This is a genomic window from Defluviimonas sp. D31, assembly GCF_033436765.1.
Lineage (GTDB): Bacteria > Pseudomonadota > Alphaproteobacteria > Rhodobacterales > Rhodobacteraceae > Albidovulum.
The window spans coordinates 13,597-31,636 of the sequence record NZ_JAWQFN010000016.1; the positions used below are offsets into that span (position 1 = coordinate 13,597).

At 66.7% G+C, this 18,040-nt stretch carries 15 protein-coding genes and 1 tRNA gene; 3 read left to right on the plus strand and 13 right to left on the minus strand.

Annotation, left to right across the window (positions count from 1 at the left end):
• Nucleotides 1-72 precede the first annotated feature (72 nt).
• The 12 genes from R5H32_RS18685 to R5H32_RS18740 form a co-directional block, all read right to left on the minus strand.
• Entirely contained in the window at nt 73-534 is a 462-nt protein-coding gene (locus tag R5H32_RS18685; protein ID WP_318340204.1) for a low molecular weight phosphatase family protein, read from the minus strand.
• A gap of 2 nt (nt 535-536) precedes the next feature.
• Complete coding sequence (locus tag R5H32_RS18690) at nt 537-1,013, minus strand: UPF0262 family protein (RefSeq protein ID WP_318340205.1); 477 nt, start codon at nt 1,011-1,013, stop codon at nt 537-539.
• Nucleotides 1,010-2,323, minus strand: a complete 1,314-nt coding sequence (gene hisD / locus R5H32_RS18695; RefSeq protein WP_318340206.1) for a histidinol dehydrogenase — start codon at nt 2,321-2,323, stop codon at nt 1,010-1,012. The genes R5H32_RS18690 and hisD overlap by 4 nt, the downstream gene beginning before the upstream one ends.
• 104 nt (nt 2,324-2,427) lie before the next feature.
• Nucleotides 2,428-2,973 carry a sarcosine oxidase subunit gamma gene (locus R5H32_RS18700; protein WP_318340207.1) on the minus strand — a complete coding sequence of 182 codons (546 nt, stop codon included), beginning with the start codon at nt 2,971-2,973 and terminating at the stop codon, nt 2,428-2,430.
• Entirely contained in the window at nt 2,966-5,905 is a 2,940-nt protein-coding gene (locus R5H32_RS18705) for a sarcosine oxidase subunit alpha family protein (protein ID WP_318340208.1), read from the minus strand. Before R5H32_RS18705 ends, R5H32_RS18700 begins: the two co-directional genes overlap by 8 nt.
• Entirely contained in the window at nt 5,902-6,201 is a 300-nt protein-coding gene (locus R5H32_RS18710; protein ID WP_318340209.1) for a sarcosine oxidase subunit delta, read from the minus strand. The genes R5H32_RS18705 and R5H32_RS18710 overlap by 4 nt, the downstream gene beginning before the upstream one ends.
• Nucleotides 6,202-6,366: 165 nt before the next feature.
• Nucleotides 6,367-7,617 (minus strand): sarcosine oxidase subunit beta family protein, encoded by a 1,251-nt coding sequence (locus tag R5H32_RS18715; protein ID WP_263340176.1) that lies wholly within the window; start codon nt 7,615-7,617, stop codon nt 6,367-6,369.
• 191 nt (nt 7,618-7,808) lie between these two features.
• Complete coding sequence (locus R5H32_RS18720; RefSeq protein WP_318340210.1) at nt 7,809-9,167, minus strand: pilus assembly protein TadG-related protein; 1,359 nt, start codon at nt 9,165-9,167, stop codon at nt 7,809-7,811.
• A 3-nt stretch (nt 9,168-9,170) separates the two neighbouring features.
• Nucleotides 9,171-9,581 (minus strand): TadE/TadG family type IV pilus assembly protein, encoded by a 411-nt coding sequence (locus tag R5H32_RS18725; RefSeq protein ID WP_318340211.1) that lies wholly within the window; start codon nt 9,579-9,581, stop codon nt 9,171-9,173.
• A 196-nt stretch (nt 9,582-9,777) separates the two neighbouring features.
• A complete protein-coding gene (locus R5H32_RS18730) occupies nt 9,778-11,670 on the minus strand; it encodes an acyl-CoA synthetase (RefSeq protein WP_318340212.1) in 1,893 nt (630 codons plus the stop codon).
• Between the two features lie 139 nt (nt 11,671-11,809).
• Complete coding sequence (lysM, locus tag R5H32_RS18735) at nt 11,810-12,241, minus strand: peptidoglycan-binding protein LysM (protein WP_318340226.1); 432 nt, start codon at nt 12,239-12,241, stop codon at nt 11,810-11,812.
• Nucleotides 12,242-12,355: 114 nt separating this feature from the next.
• Nucleotides 12,356-14,146 carry an ABC transporter transmembrane domain-containing protein gene (locus R5H32_RS18740; RefSeq protein ID WP_318340213.1) on the minus strand — a complete coding sequence of 597 codons (1,791 nt, stop codon included), beginning with the start codon at nt 14,144-14,146 and terminating at the stop codon, nt 12,356-12,358.
• A gap of 262 nt (nt 14,147-14,408) precedes the next feature.
• On the opposite strand from R5H32_RS18740, the gene R5H32_RS18745 reads away from it, so the two are divergent.
• Together R5H32_RS18745 and R5H32_RS18750 are read left to right on the plus strand one after the other, a co-directional pair.
• On the plus strand, nt 14,409-14,843 hold the full coding sequence (locus R5H32_RS18745; protein WP_318340214.1) for a universal stress protein: 435 nt from the start codon (nt 14,409-14,411) through the stop codon (nt 14,841-14,843).
• A gap of 23 nt (nt 14,844-14,866) precedes the next feature.
• The gene (locus tag R5H32_RS18750; RefSeq protein WP_318340215.1) at nt 14,867-16,414 is read left to right on the plus strand and encodes an alanine/glycine:cation symporter family protein; all 1,548 of its coding nucleotides are present in this window, start codon (nt 14,867-14,869) and stop codon (nt 16,412-16,414) included.
• A 115-nt stretch (nt 16,415-16,529) separates the two neighbouring features.
• Here R5H32_RS18750 and R5H32_RS18755 read toward each other — a convergent pair.
• Nucleotides 16,530-16,603: transfer RNA gene (locus R5H32_RS18755), tRNA-Gly, on the minus strand.
• 181 nt (nt 16,604-16,784) lie between these two features.
• Here R5H32_RS18755 and R5H32_RS18760 point away from each other — a divergent pair.
• Nucleotides 16,785-18,035, plus strand: a complete 1,251-nt coding sequence (locus R5H32_RS18760; protein ID WP_318340216.1) for a sarcosine oxidase subunit beta family protein — start codon at nt 16,785-16,787, stop codon at nt 18,033-18,035.
• Nucleotides 18,036-18,040 lie beyond the last annotated feature (5 nt).

Below are 18,040 nucleotides of genomic sequence, written 5' to 3' on the forward strand. Positions count from 1 at the left end.
TGCGGCGCGCACCATAGGGCGAGGGAGCGGGACTTCCCATCCCCGTTGCGTCAGTTTCGGGCCGCTTTGCGGCTATTGCGGTTCCGTCGGCGGGCCGAAGCGGCGGATCATCTGGGCCTTGATCTGGTCGCGCGCCTGCCGGTAGGAGGCGAGCTTGGCCTCGCGTGTCTCGCCGATTCCGGTTGCGTCCATCACCGGCCAGTATTCAACCTCGAGATGGAAGAAACGGGTGAATTCAAGCGCCTGGCGTTGACTCGCCGGCGAGAGCGCCACGACGAGGTCGAAGCCCGACAGGTCGTCGCCCCATTGCTGCATCTCATCGAAGCTGCGCGACCGGTGGCGCGACAGTTCCACGCCGATCTCCTGGCAGACCGCGACCGCGAAACCGTCGATCTCGAGATCGTTGTGGACCCCGGCCGACTGCACATAGCAGGCATGGCCGTAGAACTTCTTCATCATCCCTTCCGCCATGGGCGAACGGACGGCATTGTGATCGCAGCAGAAGAGCACCGAGTGCGGCAGCGTACGATCCAAGCTCACCCTCCGAAATGCAGCACGCAGATGAGGGTGAAGAGCCGCCGCGCCGTGTCGATATCAAGCTCCGCCTTTCCCTCAAGCCGTTCCTGCAACACCCGCGCGCCCTCGTTGTGGATGCCGCGCCGGGCCATGTCGATCGCCTCGATCTGGCTCGGCGGCAGACGCTTCACCGCCTCGAAATAGCTCTCGCAGATCTGGAAATAGTCCTTCACCACCTGCCGGAACGGCCCGAGCGACAGATGGAACTCCGCCACCTTGCCGCCGCCCTCGGCCTCGACGTCGAAGACCAGCCGCTTCTCGCGGATCGCGAGGGCAAGCCGGAACGGCCCCTCGGGCGACACGCCGTCCTTCGCCGGCAGGGCGAAGGAATTGTCCTCCAGGAGGTCGAAGATCGCGACCTTGCGTTCCTGTTCGACCTCCGGTGTCGGCGCCGCCAGCCCGCGGTCGTCGATCTCGATATGGCAGATGCGGCTCATTGCGCCTCCCTCCGGTTCAGCCGGTCGAGCCGGGCCCGCACCGAAAGCCCGTGTGCCTCGAGGCTTTCCGAAATTGCCAGACGCTCGGCGGCGGGGCCGATCGCGGCGAGCGCCTCGGGCGTCATCCGGGCAAGGGTCGTGCGCTTGAGGAAATCCATCACCGATAGCCCGCTCGAAAACCTCGCCGACCGTGCTGTCGGCAGCACATGGTTCGGCCCGCCGACGTAATCACCGATCGCCTCCGGCGTCCAGCGTCCGAGGAAGATCGCCCCGGCATGGGTGATCCGCTCCGCGAGCCCGTCCGGGTCGGCCACGCACAGCTCCAGATGCTCGGGCGCCACCCGGTTCGACAGCGCCGCCGCCTCGTGAAGATCGCGAGTCACGATCACCGCGCCGTAGTCGCGCCAGCTCGCCCCGGCGATCGCCCGCCGCTCCAGCGTCTCAAGCCGCTTCTCGACCGCCGCCGCCACCGCCCGGCCGAACCCGGCGTCGTCGGTCACGAGGATCGACTGCGCGCTCTCGTCATGCTCGGCCTGACTGAGAAGATCGAGCGCGATCCAGTCGGGATCGTTGTCCTTGTCGGCGATCACGAGGATCTCCGAGGGCCCCGCGATCATGTCGATGCCGACCCGCCCGAAGACCCGCCGCTTGGCGGCCGCGACATAGGCGTTGCCCGGCCCGGTGATCTTGTCCACCGGCCGGATCGTCGCCGTGCCGTAGGCAAGCGCGGCAATCGCCTGCGCACCGCCGATCCGGTAGACGGTATCGACGCCCGCGAGCCGCGCGGCCAGAAGCACCAGCGGGTTGACCGCACCGCCCGGCGTCGGACAGGCGATCACCAGCCTCTCCACCCCCGCGACCTTGGCGGGGATCGCGTTCATCAGGACCGAGGACGGGTAGGAGGCGAGCCCCCCCGGCACATAGAGCCCCGCCGCCGAGACCGGCGACCAGCGCCAGCCAAGCTCGGCCCCCGCCGCATCGGTCCAGCGCGCATCCTCGGGCATCTGGCGTTCGTGATAGGCCCGAACCCGCTCCGCCGCGAGTTCGAGCGCCGCGCGGTCCTCGGCGGACACCTTGGCGCATTCCGCGGCGATCTCGTCCTGCGAGAAGGCCAGCGTCTCCGGGCTGAGGTCGAGCCGGTCGAACTTCGAGGTTAGCCCGATCACCGCCGCGTCGCCGCGCGTCCGCACGTCGTCGATGATCGCCGCGACCGCCGCGTCGACATCCGGCGCATCCTCGCGCTTGGCCAACAGGAGCGTGGCGAATGCGGTTTCGAAATCCGGCTCGGCGGTGGTCAGAAAGACTGGCATGGCGGCACTCCTCGATACCGCCCCCAATACAGTCGCCGGGCTTGCGCCTCAAGCATCCGAACGCATGCCATCCCCCGGTCGTGCGCGGTGGGACACAGCCCGTCTCAGAGCGCGGCGCGGGCCGCGAGCGCCGTCATCGCCTGATGCAGCTCATGCACCGCGCTCGCCGCCATCGAGCGGAAGACCATGATCTCGAAGCTCTGCGCGCCGCTCCGGTGAAGGATCATCGCCATGTGTCCAAGCCCGGAACGCGCCGCGTGCCCGACCGGGAACGCCGCCGCCCCGAGGTCGAGCGGCACCAGCCGCGTCAGCACCGCCGCCGCCCCCTCGCCCTCGAGCCGCATCCGCGCCCAGGCGTCGCTCTGGTCAGTGAGCGCGGCGATGCCGGCAAGCCCCTCGGGCTCGGCGCCGATCAGGAAGGCCTGGTCGCGCCCGGTCCATAGGCAGAGCCGCCCCTCGCCCGCGACGGCCTTGCCGGGTCCGGGCCAGCCGAGGCCAAGCGCCTTCAGCGCCTTGCCAACGGCGACCTCCTTGCCGGCGAAGGGCGCGACGGAGGTGATCCGTTCCTGCGCAAGTTCGCTCAGCGTAACGCCGCCCTCCGAAACCGGCAGCAGGCCGTCGCAGGGGAATATCTCGATCAGGCTAGGCACGGGCACGGCCTCCTTCCGGGTCGAAGAAGATGGGGTTCATGACTTCGCAGACGACATCTGTCCCGCGCAGTTGGTCCACCAGCCGGACCCGCTGCCCATGCCGGGCGCGGCCGTCCTTCAGGAAGGCGAGTGCGAGATGGGTCTTCATCGTCGGCGAATAGCAGACCGAGGTGACATAGCCCCGGTCATTGGCCGAGATCGGCTCCGCGCCGTCGTCGAAGAGATGCGCCCCGGCGCCGATCTGGCGTGACATCGGGATCGGTCTCAGACCGACGAGCTGCTCGCGCTCCGGCCCGACCAACCCCACGCGCTCGCTCGCCGCCTTGCCGATGCAGTCCTTCCTGGCCGAGACCATGCCCTGAAGGCCGATATCGAAGGCCGTGGTGCGGCCGTGGATCTCGGCATGGGTGATGAAGCCCTTCTCGATCCTTAGCACGTTCAGGGCCTCCATCCCGTAGGCGCCGCCGCCAAGGTTCTCGGCCCGCGCAACGAGGTCACGGTAAAGCGCTCCGCCGTAGCGCGCCGGCACCGCAATCTCGTAGCCGAGTTCGCCCGAGAACGAGATCCGGAAGAGCCGCGCCTCGATCCCCATGATCCGCACCGTTCCACAGGAGAGGAACGGGAACGCCTCGCCGTCGATCGGGCTTTCGAGGACCGAGTTGAGAAGTTCGCGCGCGAGCGGTCCGGCGACGGCGAACTGCGCCCAGGCCTCGGTGACCGAGATCATGCGCAGGTCCCAGCCCGGACAATGCGCCTGGTGGACGAATTCCAGATGCTTCATCACGAGCCCCGCCGCCGCGGTCGTCGTCGTCATCAGGTAATGGTTCTCGCCCCAGCAGGCCGTCGTGCCGTCGTCGAGCACCATCCCGTCCTCGCGCAGCATCAGCCCGTAGCGCACCCGGCCCGGTTTCAGGGTCGAGAAGGTGTTGGTGTAGACGAAGTCGAGGAACCGGGCCGCATCCGGCCCCTGGATGTCGATCTTGCCGAGCGTCGAGACATCGCAGACCCCGACCCGGTCGCGCACCATCAGCACCTCGCGGTCGCACGACTCGCGCCAGGTCGGCTCACCGGGCCGCGGGAAATACGACGGCCGGTACCAGAGCCCGGCCTCGATCATCGGCGCACCGCGTTCGATCGCCGCCTTGTGCGAGGTGGTGAAGCGTTGCGGCGCGAAGCCCTTGCCCTGCCCGCCCGCGCCCATCGCGGCGATCGAGACCGGCACATAGGGCGGCCGGAACGTCGTGGTTCCGGTCTCGGGGATGCCCCGGCCGGTCGCGTCCGCAAGCACCGCCAGCGCCGCGACATTGGAGTTCTTGCCCTGATCGGGCGCCATTCCTTGCGTCGTGTAGCGTTTCATGTGCTCGACCGAGGCGAAGTTCTCCTGCGCCGCGAGCCGCACATCCTTGGTCGTGACATCGTTGGCGAAGTCGAGCCAGGCCCGGTGCTTGCCGCCCGGCACCTCCCAATAGGCGCGGATCCGCACCGCGCCGTCCTCGGCCTCGGGCAGGTCGGCCGGCGCCGCGCCGCATCCCAGCGCCTCGAGCGCCTCGGCCGCCGCCGCCGCGCCCTCCACGAGACAGGCCCGCGTCGAGAACGTGCCGTTCGCCGCCCCCGCCGCCGTCAGGCCCGGGATCATCCCCGGCTTCGGCACGAAGGCCGCGATGTCCTCGCGCCAGGCCGGGCGGCCGTTCATGTGGCAGGTCAGATGCAGCGCCGGGTTCCAGCCGCCAGAGACCGCGAGGCAGTCAGTGACGATGCGCGAGACCTTGCCATCGCGGTCGGCCACCACGACCTCGCGCAACGACATGCGGCCTCCAGTGTCGATCACCCGCACGCCGGTACGGACCGGCAGGTCGTCCGCCGCCGGCGCCTCGTCGCGCGAATCGATCACCGCGGCGACATGCAGCCCCGCCGCGATCAGGTCACGCGCGGTGCGGTAGGCGTCATCGTTGTTGGCGAGGATCGTGACGTTCTGCCCCGCCGCCACGCCCCATCGGTTGAGATAGCTGCGCACCGCGCCCGCTGTGATCACCCCCGGACGGTCGTTGTTGGAAAACGCGATCTGACGTTCATGTGCGCCCGTGGCGAGCACCGCGCGCTTCGCGACGATGCGCCAGAAACACTCGCGCGGCAGCGCCGCCGGGGGCTTGGCGAGGTGCAGGCCCACCCGCTCCAGCGCGCCGTAGGTGCCGTGGTCATAGGCGCCGATGACGCTCGTGCGGGTCATCAGCCGCACGTTCGGCATCGCCGCCAGCTCGGCCACCGTCGCGGCCGCCCAGTCCGCACCGGACTGCCCGTCGACCTCGTGCGTCTCGGCCAGAAGCCGCCCGCCCATCCGGCTGTCTTCCTCGGCGAGGATGACCTCGGCGCCGCCCCGCGCCGCCTCCCGCGCCGCCATCAGCCCGGCGGGGCCGGAGCCGATCACGAGAAGGTCGCAGAAGGCATGGGCCTTCTCGTAATGCTCGTCGTTCGACTGGCGCGACAGCGCGCCGAGCCCGGCCGCGCGGCGGATCGCCGGCTCATAGACCGATTCCCAGAACTTCCGCGGCCACATGAAGGTCTTGTAGTAGAACCCGGCGCTCAGGTAGTTCGAGAAGAGGTCGTTGACCTCCATCACGTCGAAGCCGAGCGAGGGCCAGCAGTTCTGGCCGCGCGCCTCGAGCCCGGCATGGATCTCCTGCAGGGTGGCGCGCACGTTCGGCACCTGGCCTGCGCCGCGCCCGACGGTGACGAGCGCGTTCGGCTCCTCCGAGCCCGCGGTCATCACCCCGCGCGGGCGGTGGTACTTGAACGACCGGCCGAAAACCCGGACGCCCGAGGCCAGAAGCGCCGAGGCCAGCGTGTCGCCCTGAAAGCCGGTGTAGTCCTTGCCGTCGAAGCGGAAGCCGACCGGAGCCGACCTGTCGACGAGGCCCTTGCCCTCGATCCTCATGCCTTCTTCCCCCTGCCCTTCGCGGCCGCCTTCTTGCCCTCTCGCCCGGCAACCAGCCGGGTCGCGAGGATCTCGTGGGTCACGGTGTTGCGCGTGACCTCGATCCAGGCCGTGCAGCCCATCTCGTGATACCAGAGGTCGCGCGTCTCCCCGGCCGGATTGTCGCGCAGATGCAGGTAGTCGTCCCAGGCTTCCGGGGCGGCGTCCGCGGCCGGACGGTCGGCATAGACGGCATCGCCGTAGTAGTAGAACTCGCGCCGATCGCGCTCTCCGCATAGGGGGCAGGTTATGCGCATGATTGATCTCCACTGTCGATGGCGACGACGTCCGGCGCGCCCCACCCTCTCCCTCCCCACGAGGGGGAGGGAAGCACTCTCGTGCCGACGGTTCCGCTTGCTGCTCCCTCCCCCTCGTGGGGAGGGATGGCGTGGGGGGATCTCTCGCTCGGCATCATCGTCCCCTCAATGCAGGTTGTGCTGGCTGCCGGTGCCTTCCTCGTCGAGGAGGCGGCCGGTCGCGAAACGGTCGAGCCGGTAGCGGCGGGCGACCTCGTGGCTTTCCCCGGTGGCCATCAAATGCGCCATGCACCATCCGCTTGCCGGCACCGCCTTGAAGCCGCCGTAGTTCCAGCCGCAGTCGATGTAGAGCCCGCCGACATCGGTCTTGTCGATGATCGGCGAGCCGTCCGGGGTCATGTCCATGATCCCGCCCCACGACCGCAGCACCTTCGCCTTGCCGATCATCGGCATCAGCGTCATGCCGGCCTCCATCACGTGCTCGACCATCGGCAGGTTGCCGCGCGCGGCATAGGAGGCGTAGAAATCGAGGTCGCCGCCGAAGACGAGCCCGCCCTTGTCGGACTGGCTGATATAGAAATGCCCCATCCCGAACGAGACGACATGGTCGATCACCGGCTTTAGCCCCTCGGTGACGAAGGCCTGCAGGATGTGGCTCTCGATCGGCAGCCGCATCCCCGCCATCGCCGCGACCTGGCCCGAGCGGCCGGCGACGATGATGCCGACCTTCTTCGCCTTGATCGCCCCCCGCGTGGTCTGGACCCCGGTGACGCGCCCGTCCTTGATGTCGATGCCGGTGACCTCGCAGTTCTGGATCAGGTCCACCCCGCGCTGGTCCGCCCCCCGCGCATAGCCCCAGGCCACCGCGTCATGCCGCGCGGTGCCGCCGCGGCGATGCAGAAGCCCGCCATAGATCGGGAACCGGGTCTGCTCGAAGTCGAGATAGGGCAGATGCCTCCGCACCCCCTCGCGGTCGAGAAGCTCGGCATCGTCGCCCTGGTTGATCATCGCATTGCCGCGCCGCGCGAAGGCGTCGCGCTGGCCGTCGGAGTGGAAGAGGTTGATGAGCCCCCTTTGCGAATGCATGACGTTGTAGTTGAGCTCGGCCTCAAGCCCCTCCCAGAGCTTCAGCGAGTGCGAGTAGAACTCCTGGTTTCCGGGCAGGAAGTAGTTCGCGCGCACGATCGTGGTGTTGCGGCCTACGTTGCCGCCGCCGAGATAGCCCTTCTCCAGCACCGCGATATTGGTCAGCCCGTGGTTCTTGGCGAGATAGTAGGCGGTCGAGAGCCCGTGCCCGCCGCCGCCGATGATGATCGTGTCGTATTCGCGCTTCGGTTCGGGGTCACGCCAGGCCGGTTTCCAGCCCTTGTTGCCGAACAGCCCCTCGGTGAAGACCCTGAGCCCGGAATAGCGCATGACATCCCTCCCTGTCCGGTTCCACTGAACCGGCATGCGGCGGAGAATTCAATGCCTTCGGAGGATTTCCGCGCCGTTTCACGACAAGGTCATGTCGCAACTCCACCTTCGGTGGAAAAACATTCCGGCCGGCACCTTGCGGTACCGGCCAGCAAGTCGTTGAGAGCGGCAGTCGCCTAGATCGCACCCAGTCAGTAGACGAGCCGGAAATAGCGGGCCGCGTAGCTGTTCGCCATGCCCTGGCCGTCGCAGAACCCGAACCTGCCGTTCGACGTCACATCGGCCTTCCCGCCCGCGACGATCGACACGCCTTCGAACCCGTCCGCCTTGGCGGTCAACGACACGTCGCCCGCTGCGAGGATCTGGCTGCCGAAGATGCTGGCTTTTGCCGCAAACTCGACCCCGCCCTTGGTCACGATCTGTACGTCGCCGCCCGACACGCAATGGTCGTTCTTGCCGATGTCGATGTCCGAGGAGGCATAGATCGACTTCGCGTCGGTATTGGTGGTGATGATCACCGCGTCCTGCAAGACCGCGCCGGAGGCTAATTGAAGCCGGCAATCGGTGATGATCACCATCTTCACGAGGTTGAAACCCAATCCGATTTGTTTGTGCGTGTTGTCGTTCTTGCAGTCCATGTAATGGATGCGCCCGGTCTTGAACTTGGTCGGGTCGAGCGCGGTCGGACCGTTGGCCTTGATCGTGATCTGGGTAGGACTCGTGATGTAGCTCCGGTAGTATTCGGTTTGCGGAGTCCGGGACGTCATGATCCCGACCACCGGATCGTTCGGCGCGTTCACGCTCTTGATGATCGTGTCGATGCGGTTGAGGATCCGGATCTGGTAGGAGCTGTCGCGCAAAGCCTCCTTCAGACCCACATTCGAGTCGAATCCCGAACTCGGCAGTTCGAGTCTGCGCTTGTCCGGCATCGAGACGATGACACCCGGATCGTAGATGTTGTTGGAACTGACCTTCACATAGTCCTGCGAATGCAGGCAGATCCCGTTGGTGAACCAGCCGTTCGACTGCATCTCCAACCGCAGCCGCGAGATGATCCCCTCATCTTCGCAGTCCGACATGTAGGTCTCGAACACCGAGGTGGAGACGACGTCCCATGCGTTGATACCCACCAGGCCGAGCATATAGGTTGCGACACCGTTGCCGCCCGACTTGAGGCGCCGCGTGGTGACCGCGACCGCGCGATCAGATCCGGCATCCGGGATGAACTTTGTGCCGTCCCAACTGCCGAAGACGATATCCTCGGGCGTGAGGACGGTACCGTACTTGCCGGGCGGCAGCGTGGCGGCGGCGATCTGGATCGCCTTCGCCTTTGCGGTATCCGCGGTGTTAAGCTCGCGCGTGTATAGCGCGGCGTGGGCCGCAGCGTCCGCGGCGACCTGAAGTTCGGTCTTGGCGGCCACGCCACTGGCGTAGTCCACCGCCAGCCCGCCGACGACGAGCGTTGCGAGGAACATGTACAGGCTGAGGGCGGTGATTCCACCCTCTTCAGAGGAAGTGAAGCGGGAGATATCGAACCGGCGACGGATCATGACTCAGATCTCCTTTAGATGCTCGGCGGTTACGTTCATCCATCCACTCTGGAAGACGCTGGCGACGCCGAAGAGGTCGAGATCCGCCATCGGAACGCTGACCGTGGTCGTGATCAGGCCGGCGACATCGGTGGTCAACACCCTGGCGTTCGGGGTGAATTTCGCGGTTTCCGCAAGCACGAAGTTCTGTGTTGCAGTCACGTCCTTCAGCCTGCCGATCGACATGTTTCGATTGGCGGCCTGAACGATCGCCAAGAGCTTCGACTGGCCGTGAAAGACCATCGAGACATCGGCGAGCAAACCGAACAGGATGAAGAAAAACGGAAGCCAGATCACGGCTTCGACCGTTGCGGCCCCATCATCGCGCTTGGCGAAGCGGGCCGCGAACGCGGACAACTTGGCGTGGCAGCTCATAATAACCGCTCTCAATTCGTCGCCCGATTCCTTCAGGCAACCCCTTCCCCCGCGTTATCTATTTGCTTATGAAAATGGCATTTGTGTGACCAAGCAGGATTCCGCCCAATGGGCGAAGGACGAATCCCGGCACGGGCGAGTTGCGGCAGGGGCCGCCCGATCGCAAGCACTCGCGCGGCGGCCCGCCCCGCCGCCGCTACACCCAGTCCCAGGGCCGGGTGAATTCGCCGAGCTTCTGGCGCAATGCCTCGGCATCGACCTCTCCGGTCTTTTCAAGCCGTGCCACGAGGCCGCGCTTCTTGTCCTCGACGACCTCCTTCACGCGCACCGCGAACCCCGCCTCGGCCAGCGCCGCGTCATAGACCCGCCCGATCGCGCGCTTCCTGAGATCGGGCTTGAAGATCTTGCCCACCGCGGTCTTTGGCAGCTCCGCCATGATCTCGATATGCTTCGGAACCGCCGCGCGCTCGCGGATGCGCGCGCGCGCGTGCTCCAGAAGCTCCTCCGTCGTGACCGTGGCACCCGAGACCAGTTCGACATAGGCGCAGGGCAACTCGCCCGCGAAGGCGTCGGGCTGGCCTATGGCGCCGGCAAAGGCGACCGCCGGATGGCCCATCAGCGCCTCCTCGATCTCGGCGGGGTCGATGTTGTGGCCGCCGCGGATGATCAGATCCTTCGCGCGCCCGGTGATCCAGAGGTAGCCGTCCGCGTCGATCCGGCCGAGGTCGCCGGTCCTGAGATAACGCCCCTCGGCAAAAAGCGCGCGGTTCTTGTCGACCTCGGTATAGGTCGAGCCCTCGAAAACGCCGGGATTGGTGATGCAGATCTCGCCGACCTCGTCGGTGCCGCATTCCCTGATGACGCCGCCCTCGGCGTCCGTGTGCAGGATCCGCACATGGGTGTAGGGCAAGGGCAGTCCGACGGACCCCACCTTCTTGGCGCCGTCGACGGGGTTGCAGGAGACCAGACAGGTCGCCTCGGTCAGGCCGTAGCCTTCCGCGATCTGCACGCCGGTCGCCTTCTCGAACCGGTTGAACAACTCCAGCGGCAGGGGCGCCGAGCCCGAGAGCGCGATCTTCAGGGACGAGACATCCGCGTTCACGGGCCGCTGCATCAGCGCGGAGATGGCGGTCGGGACGGAGATCAGGAACGTGACCTGCCAGCGCTCGATGAGCTTCCAGAAGTTGTCGAAGACGCCATCGCCGCGATAGCCGGCGGGCGTCGGCAGCACCATATGGGCGCCCGCCGCGATCACCGACATGAAGACCGGATAGGCCGCGAAGACATGAAAGAGCGGCAAGGGACAGATCAGCACGTCGGACTCATCGAAAAGCAGCGTGCCGCCAAGCCAGCCGTTGTAGATCATGCCGGAATAGCGGTGCTGCGCGACCTTGGGCATGCCGGTCGTGCCACCGGTATGGAAATAGGCCGCGACGCGGTCGGCCGTCGCATCCTCGAAGGTCAGCCGGTCGGCGGGCATCTTCGCGCATTCGGCGTTGAAGTCCTTGACGGTGGCCTTGTGCTCCACCGGATTCTTCGGCCGGACGAGGGGCACGATCCAGGACTTCGGCGGCGTGAGGTAGCGGTTGAGATCTACCTCGAGCACGGTCTGGACACCGGGCGCGAGCTTCAGCGCGGCGGCGGCCTTCTGCGGCACGTCGGTCTTGGGGAAGGCCTTAAGCGTCACCAGCACCCTGGCCTTGGTCTCGCGCAGGATCGCGGCGATCTGCTCGGGTTCCAGCAGCGGGTTGATCGGATTGACGATGCCTGCGACCGCACCGCCAAGAAGCGTCGCCCCGGTCTCCAGGCAGTTCGGCAGGAGATAGGCGACGACATCCTTCTCCCCCACACCGAGGCTGCGAAAGAGGTTCGCGGCCTGGGTGACGCGGCCGTGGAGCGTGGCCCAGCTCCAGGTCTCGGCCTTCGATTGCGGTTCGGAAAAGATCTGGAAGCTGATCGCCTTGCGCGTGCCATGGGCGTCGCGGGTTCCCGTCAGGAACTGGTAGAGCGTGACCGGAAGGTCGCGCTTCTCATACGGCATTTCCCGTTCGACCGCATCGCGGTCGGCGACGCCCGAAAACTTGCCCATCTGATTTCTCCCCTATCGCCCGCTTGGCGGGTCCGTCTTTGATCCGAAGATGCGGGCAAAGTGCGCGTGGGGCAAGAGCGGTGGGCAGATTGCGACGCTGCGTAAGACCGCCCGGCCCGGGCCGGGCGGTCAAGCGCGCTCAGCCCTTCGGGATGCGCAGAACCTGGCCGGGATAGATCTTGTCGGGATCGGTCAGCATCGGCTTGTTGGCCTCGAAGATCTCCATGTAGCGGTTGGCGTTGCCGAGCGTCTTCTTGGCGATGGCCGACAGCGTGTCGCCCTTCGCCACCGTATGGAAGACCGGCTCTTCGCCCGGTACATCGTCCTCGACCTCGGCCACGCCTTCGACATTGCCGACCGCCAGGATCACCTTCTCCTTCATCTCCTGGCTGACGGCGTTGCCCTTGACCTTTACCTTGTCGCCCTCGACGGTAATGTCGAGACCGCTGGCATCAAGCCCGAGATCGCGGACTTCCTTCTTGAGCGCCTCGTCGGCGGGCGCCTCCTTGGCCTCTGCGGACATGCCGAACAGGCTCTTGCCTGCATCCTTGACGAAACTCCAGACCCCCATAATCACCTCCTGAACCGGATTGCTGTAAAAAAGCCGCATGGCGCGGCCCTCTTACTATTCGGGTCGGCCCCGGCCATGACAACCGTCCAGTGGGTTGACGTCGCGGCGGTGCCGCTACTCCGCCGCCATCCCTTCAGTGAACTGCAGCCGCGCGAGGCGCGCGTAAAGCCCGCCCTCGGCAACGAGCCGGTCATGGGTGCCGGTCGCGACGATCCGGCCATGGTCGAAGACCACGATCCGGTCGGCCTTCTTCACGGTCGCTAGCCGGTGCGCGACGATGATCGTCGTGCGGTCCCTCGACACGACCTCGACCGCCTTCTGCACCGCGCGCTCGCTTTCCGCGTCAAGCGCCGAGGTCGCTTCGTCGAGGAGCAGCACCGCCGCGTCGCGCAGGATCGCGCGGGCGATGGCGATGCGCTGCTTCTGCCCGCCCGAGAGCATCACGCCGCGCTCGCCGAGCCAGGTGCCGTAGCCGTCGGGAAGTGCGGCGATGAAGTCATGCGCGGCGGCGGCGCGGGCGGCGGCCTCGACCTCGGCGTCGCTCGCCTCGGGCCGGCCGTAGCGGATGTTCTCGCGCGCCGAGGCGGCGAAGATCACCGGATCCTGCGGCACGAGCGCGATCGCGCGGCGAAAGTCGGCCCGCGCCATCGTGTCGATCGGCACCCCGTCGAGCGTGATGCGGCCACGGTCGGGGTCGTAGAAGCGCAGGAGAAGCTGGATCACGGTCGTCTTGCCCGCGCCCGAGGGCCCCACAAGCGCCACCGTCTCTCCGGGTTTCACATGCAGATCGACCGCCTCGAGTGCCGACTGGTCGGGCCGGGTCGGGTAGTGGAAGGTCACGCTCTCGAAGGCGATCTCGCCCCGGGCCGGACGCGGCAGCGCCCGCGGCGCGGCCGGGTCGACCACGCTGTCGGTGGCGCCGAGAAGCTCCATCAGGCGCTCGGTCGCGCCGGCGGCCCGCTGCAATTCGCCCCAGATCTCGGATAGCGCGGCCACCGATCCGGCCGCCATCACCGCGTAGATCACGAATTGCACCAGCGCGCCCGCACTCATCGCGCCCTCGCGCACATCGCGCGCGCCGATCCAGAGCACACCGACGACCCCCGCGAAGACGAGGAAGATGACGATGATCGTCATCACCGCGCGGGTACGGATCCGGGCCTTGGCGGAGCTGAAGGCCTCCTCCGTCACCCGTCCGAAATCCTTGCGCGCGTGGTCCTCGTGGGTGAAGGCCTGGACCGTCTGCACCGCGCCCAGCGCCTCGGAGGCCGCGCCGGACGAGGCCGCGATCCAGTCCTGGTTCTCGCGGCTCAGCCGGCGCAGCCGCCGTCCTTGGGTGATGATCGGCACGATCACCGCCGGCACGATCAGGAAGACGAGCCCAGTGAGCTTGGCCGAGGTCAGCATCATCAGCACCAGCCCGCCGACGAGGATCAGCACGTTCCTCAGCGCGACCGAGACCGAAGACCCGATCACCGAAAGGATCAGCGTCGTGTCGGTGGTGATCCGGCTGACGACCTCGCCGGTCATGGTCTTTTCGTAGAAGGCGGGGCTCATCCCGATCACCCGGTCGAAGACCGCGCGGCGGATGTCGGCCACGACCCGCTCGCCGAGCCGGGTGACGAGGTAGTAGCGCGCCCCGGTGCCGAGCGCGAGCAGCGCCGCAATGCCGATCGCGGCGCCGAAATAGCCGTCGAGCAGCGCCGCCCCGTTGCCGAACTCGTCGATGACCCGGCGCACCGCCTGCGGCAACAGAAGCGAGACCGAGGCCGTCAGCGTGAGCGCGAGCCCGGCGAGAACGACCAGCATCCGGTAGGGCGCGACGAAGGGCCAGAGCCCGCCAAGCGCGCCGACGCGCTTCGACGCGGCGCGGTCCTCGACCGCTGTGGGTTTGTGTCGTGCCATGGCGCCTCCGATCCCTGCCCGAGGGTTTAGGCCGGTCCCGCGCGCGGGGCAAGCGGCGCGAAGGTCGCAGGCCTCGCCACCACAGGCGCGCAACGAACGAGCGCAAACATGTTAAACCCGCAATAATCTTCGAAGTCCGGCAAGATATTCCGCAGATACTCCGAAGAAAATTGCGTCATCCTGAAAATGAGGGACGGATTTCGGCGTGGATCGGGCGACACTGACCCACCCGAGGAAACGGGACATAACAAGGGAGAGAGAAATGGCAAACATATATGTTGCCGGTTACGACGGCAGTACCGCCGGCCGACGGGCCGTCGATTATGCCGTCGCCCGGGCCAAAGCGGCGGGCGCCGAACTGCTCGTCGCGCATGTGCTTGAATGGTCCCCCTATTCCTTCCTCACGCCGGAGGAGATCGCCGAGCGGCACAAACGCCGCACCGAGGAGCTGAAGCGCGCCGAAAGCGCCGTGACCGGCCCGCTCGCGGCCGATCTGTCCGGCACGGGCGTCAAGATCTCGACCGAGATCCGCTATGGCCATGTCGCCGAAACGCTCTGCGAGATCGCAAAAGAGCATGGCGCATTGCAGATCTTCATCGGCCGGACCGGCCATTCCACGGTTGTAGAGCGGCTCTTCGGCTCGGTCGCGGGCACGCTCGCGCAGATCGCGCCGGTGCCCTGCACCATCGTGCCTTGACGCAAAGAAACAGGGATCAACACATGAAAAACATCAGGGAAACGCGCATCGCGGCCTCCGCGGCGGGGCTATCGGTTCTGGCGGGCGCTGCCGGCGCGCAGACGCTCGACGAGACCATCAACGCGACCTTCGCCAGCGCCACGGGCTGGTTCGTCAACTTCATCTTCGCACCGTTCCCGGGAACCTCGTTTCCCTGGATCGTGGCATGGCTGGTTGTCGCGGCCTCGGTCTTCACCCTCTATTTCGGCTTCATCCAGTTTCGGGTGATCAGGCACTCGATCGAGCTCGTGAAGGGCGACTACTCCGACCCCGATGATGCGGGCGAAGTCAGCCACTTCCAGGCGCTGGCGACCGCGCTTTCGGGCACGGTCGGACTCGGCAACATCGCCGGCGTGGCGGTCGCTATCGGCATCGGCGGCCCCGGAGCGACGTTCTGGATGATACTCGCGGGCCTGCTCGGCATGGCCTCGAAGTTCACCGAATGCACACTCGGCGTGAAATACCGCAATGAATACCCGGACGGCACCGTTTCCGGCGGCCCGATGTACTACATCACCAAGGGTTTCGCCGAACGCGGCATGCCGGGCGGCAAGTTCCTTGCGGCACTTTTCGCGGTGTTCTGCATCCTCGGATCTTTCGGCGGCGGCAACATGTTCCAGGCCAACCAGGCGCATCAGCAGATCTCTGGCGTGGTCGGCGAGTATCCCGGCTGGATCACCGGCGTGATCTTCGCGATCGTCGTCTTCGTCGTCATCGTCGGCGGCATCAAGTCGATCGCCCAGGTGACCGAGAAGGTCGTGCCCTTCATGGCGATCCTCTACTGCGGCACCGCGCTCATCATCATCCTGATGAACATCGGCAATATCGGCTGGGCCTTCGGCCAAATCTTCGCCGGCGCCTTCACCGACATGGGCATCGCCGGCGGCGCGGTCGGCGCGCTGATCCAGGGCTTCAAGCGGGCGGCCTTCTCCAACGAGGCGGGCGTCGGTTCGGCCGCGATCGCCCATTCGGCCGTGCGCACCAAGGAACCGATCACCGAGGGCTTCGTCTCGCTGCTCGAGCCCTTCATCGACACCGTCGTGATCTGCACCATGACCGCGCTGGTGATCATCTTCACCCAGCAGCTCATCGTCGACCCCGAAACCGGGCGCTATGTGATGGACGAGGCCACCGGCCGCATCGCGACCATCGACGGGAATTCCGGCGTCGGCCTCACCTCGGCCGCCTTCGCCTCGGCCTTCTCGTGGTTCCCGTATCTCCTGGTGATCGCGGTGGTGCTCTTCGCCTTCTCGACGATGATCTCGTGGTCCTACTACGGGCTCAAGGCCTGGACCTACCTCTTCGGCGAGGGCAAGACGCAGGAGCTGGTCTTCAAGCTGCTCTTCTGCTTCTTCGTGATCGTCGGCGCGGCGGCGAGCCTCGGCCCGGTCATCGACTTCTCCGATGCCGCGATCTTCGCGATGGCCGTCGTGAACATCATAGGGCTCTACGTCCTGATGCCGATCGTCAAGCGCGAGGTCGACAGCTACCTCGGCCGCCTGCGCTCGGGCGAGATCCGCAAGTTCGCCTGACGGCGCGGAAAGAGCGACAAGAACAGGGCCGGGCGGGAAACCGCCCGGCCTTTCAATGCGCAGCGCGCGCAACCGAGGGTGCCGAAGGCTGCGATCTGACCTGTCAGGAAGGGACTGGAGCGGGCGGCGGGAATCGAACCCGCGTCTCTTGCTTGGAAGGCAAGGGTCTTACCATTACACAACGCCCGCTCGGAGACCTGCTACTTAGTCGACCGCTCCGATGGCGTCAAGGAGCCGGAACGCCGCCTCTCCGCGGCGGCGCCGAAACTTCGCTTCCCGATGTCCGAAATGAACGGGTCGCCGTCCGAATTGCGCGGGGCGCGCGCGCCCGAAATCGGAAAGAGTGCCGGAAACGTCAACGAGGATCGCGATGCGCTATTCCGGCTTCAAAGTCATCAAGGAGGCCCTGACCGGCCACAAGGGCTGGCAGCCCGCCTGGCGCGATCCCGCGCCGCAGCCGCACTATGACATCATCGTCATCGGCGGCGGCGGGCACGGGCTCGCCACCGCCTATTACCTTGCCAGGCAGTTCGGCCAGCACCGGGTCGCGGTCTTGGAGAAGGGCTGGATCGGCGGCGGCAACGTCGGGCGCAACACCACGATCATCCGCTCGAACTACCTGCTCGACGGCAACGAGCCCTTCTACAAGTTCTCGATGAAGCTCTGGGAGGGGCTGGAGCAGGACTTCAACTTCAACGCGATGGTCAGCCAGCGCGGCGTGCTCAACCTCTGCCACACCGACGCCCAGCGCGACGCGATGCGCCGGCGCGGTAACGCGATGCGGCTCAATGGCGTCGATGCCGAGCTTCTTGACACCGAGGGCGTGCGCCGGATGGCGCCGTTCCTCAATTTCGAGAGCGCCCGCTTCCCGATCAAGGGCGGGCTTCTCCAGCGCCGCGGCGGCACCGTGCGCCACGACGCGGTGGCCTGGGGCTACGCCCGCGGCGCCGACGCGCGCGGCGTCGACATCATCCAGAACTGCGAGGTCACGGGCTTCCGCATCGAGAACGGCCGCGTGAAGGGCGTCGAGACGACCCGCGGCTTCATCGGCGCGGGCAAGGTCGGGGTCGCGGTCGCGGGTTCCTCCTCGAAGGTCATGGGCATGGCCGGGATGCGGCTGCCGATCGAGAGCCACGTCCTGCAGGCCTTCGTCTCGGAAGGGCTGAAGCCGGTCCTGCCCGGCGTCATCACCTACGGCGCGGGGCATTTCTACGTCAGCCAGTCCGACAAGGGCGGGCTCGTCTTCGGCGGCGACATCGACGGCTACAACTCCTACGCCCAGCGCGGCAACCTGCCGGTGGTCGAGGATGTCTGCGAGGGTGGCATGAGCCTCATGCCGATGATTGGCCGGGCCCGGCTTCTGCGGATGTGGGGCGGCATCATGGACATGTCGATGGACGGCTCGCCGATCATCGACAAGACCCATGTCGAGGGGCTCTATTTCAACGGCGGCTGGTGTTACGGCGGCTTCAAGGCGACGCCCGCCTCGGGCTGGGCCTTCGCGCATCTGCTCTCCACCGACACGCCGCATTCCACCGCCAAGGCCTATCGCTTCGACCGGTTCCTCAAGGGGCTGATGATCGACGAAAAGGGCATGGGCGCCCAGCCGAACTTGCACTGACAGGT

What these genes read in the sequence shown, in the direction of transcription:
- R5H32_RS18690 (WP_318340205.1), bottom strand. Translation starts at nt 1,013, where the DNA reads ATGAGCCGCATCTGCCATATCGAGATCGACGACCGCGGGCTGGCGGCG.
- hisD (WP_318340206.1), bottom strand. Translation starts at nt 2,323, where the DNA reads ATGCCAGTCTTTCTGACCACCGCCGAGCCGGATTTCGAAACCGCATTC.
- R5H32_RS18705 (WP_318340208.1), bottom strand. Translation starts at nt 5,905, where the DNA reads ATGAGGATCGAGGGCAAGGGCCTCGTCGACAGGTCGGCTCCGGTCGGC.
- R5H32_RS18710 (WP_318340209.1), bottom strand. Translation starts at nt 6,201, where the DNA reads ATGCGCATAACCTGCCCCCTATGCGGAGAGCGCGATCGGCGCGAGTTC.
- R5H32_RS18715 (WP_263340176.1), bottom strand. Translation starts at nt 7,617, where the DNA reads ATGCGCTATTCCGGGCTCAGGGTCTTCACCGAGGGGCTGTTCGGCAAC.
- R5H32_RS18720 (WP_318340210.1), bottom strand. Translation starts at nt 9,167, where the DNA reads ATGATCCGTCGCCGGTTCGATATCTCCCGCTTCACTTCCTCTGAAGAG.
- R5H32_RS18725 (WP_318340211.1), bottom strand. Translation starts at nt 9,581, where the DNA reads ATGAGCTGCCACGCCAAGTTGTCCGCGTTCGCGGCCCGCTTCGCCAAG.
- R5H32_RS18730 (WP_318340212.1), bottom strand. Translation starts at nt 11,670, where the DNA reads ATGGGCAAGTTTTCGGGCGTCGCCGACCGCGATGCGGTCGAACGGGAA.
- lysM (WP_318340226.1), bottom strand. Translation starts at nt 12,241, where the DNA reads ATGGGGGTCTGGAGTTTCGTCAAGGATGCAGGCAAGAGCCTGTTCGGC.
- R5H32_RS18740 (WP_318340213.1), bottom strand. Translation starts at nt 14,146, where the DNA reads ATGGCACGACACAAACCCACAGCGGTCGAGGACCGCGCCGCGTCGAAG.
- R5H32_RS18745 (WP_318340214.1), top strand. Translation starts at nt 14,409, where the DNA reads ATGGCAAACATATATGTTGCCGGTTACGACGGCAGTACCGCCGGCCGA.
- R5H32_RS18750 (WP_318340215.1), top strand. Translation starts at nt 14,867, where the DNA reads ATGAAAAACATCAGGGAAACGCGCATCGCGGCCTCCGCGGCGGGGCTA.
- R5H32_RS18760 (WP_318340216.1), top strand. Translation starts at nt 16,785, where the DNA reads ATGCGCTATTCCGGCTTCAAAGTCATCAAGGAGGCCCTGACCGGCCAC.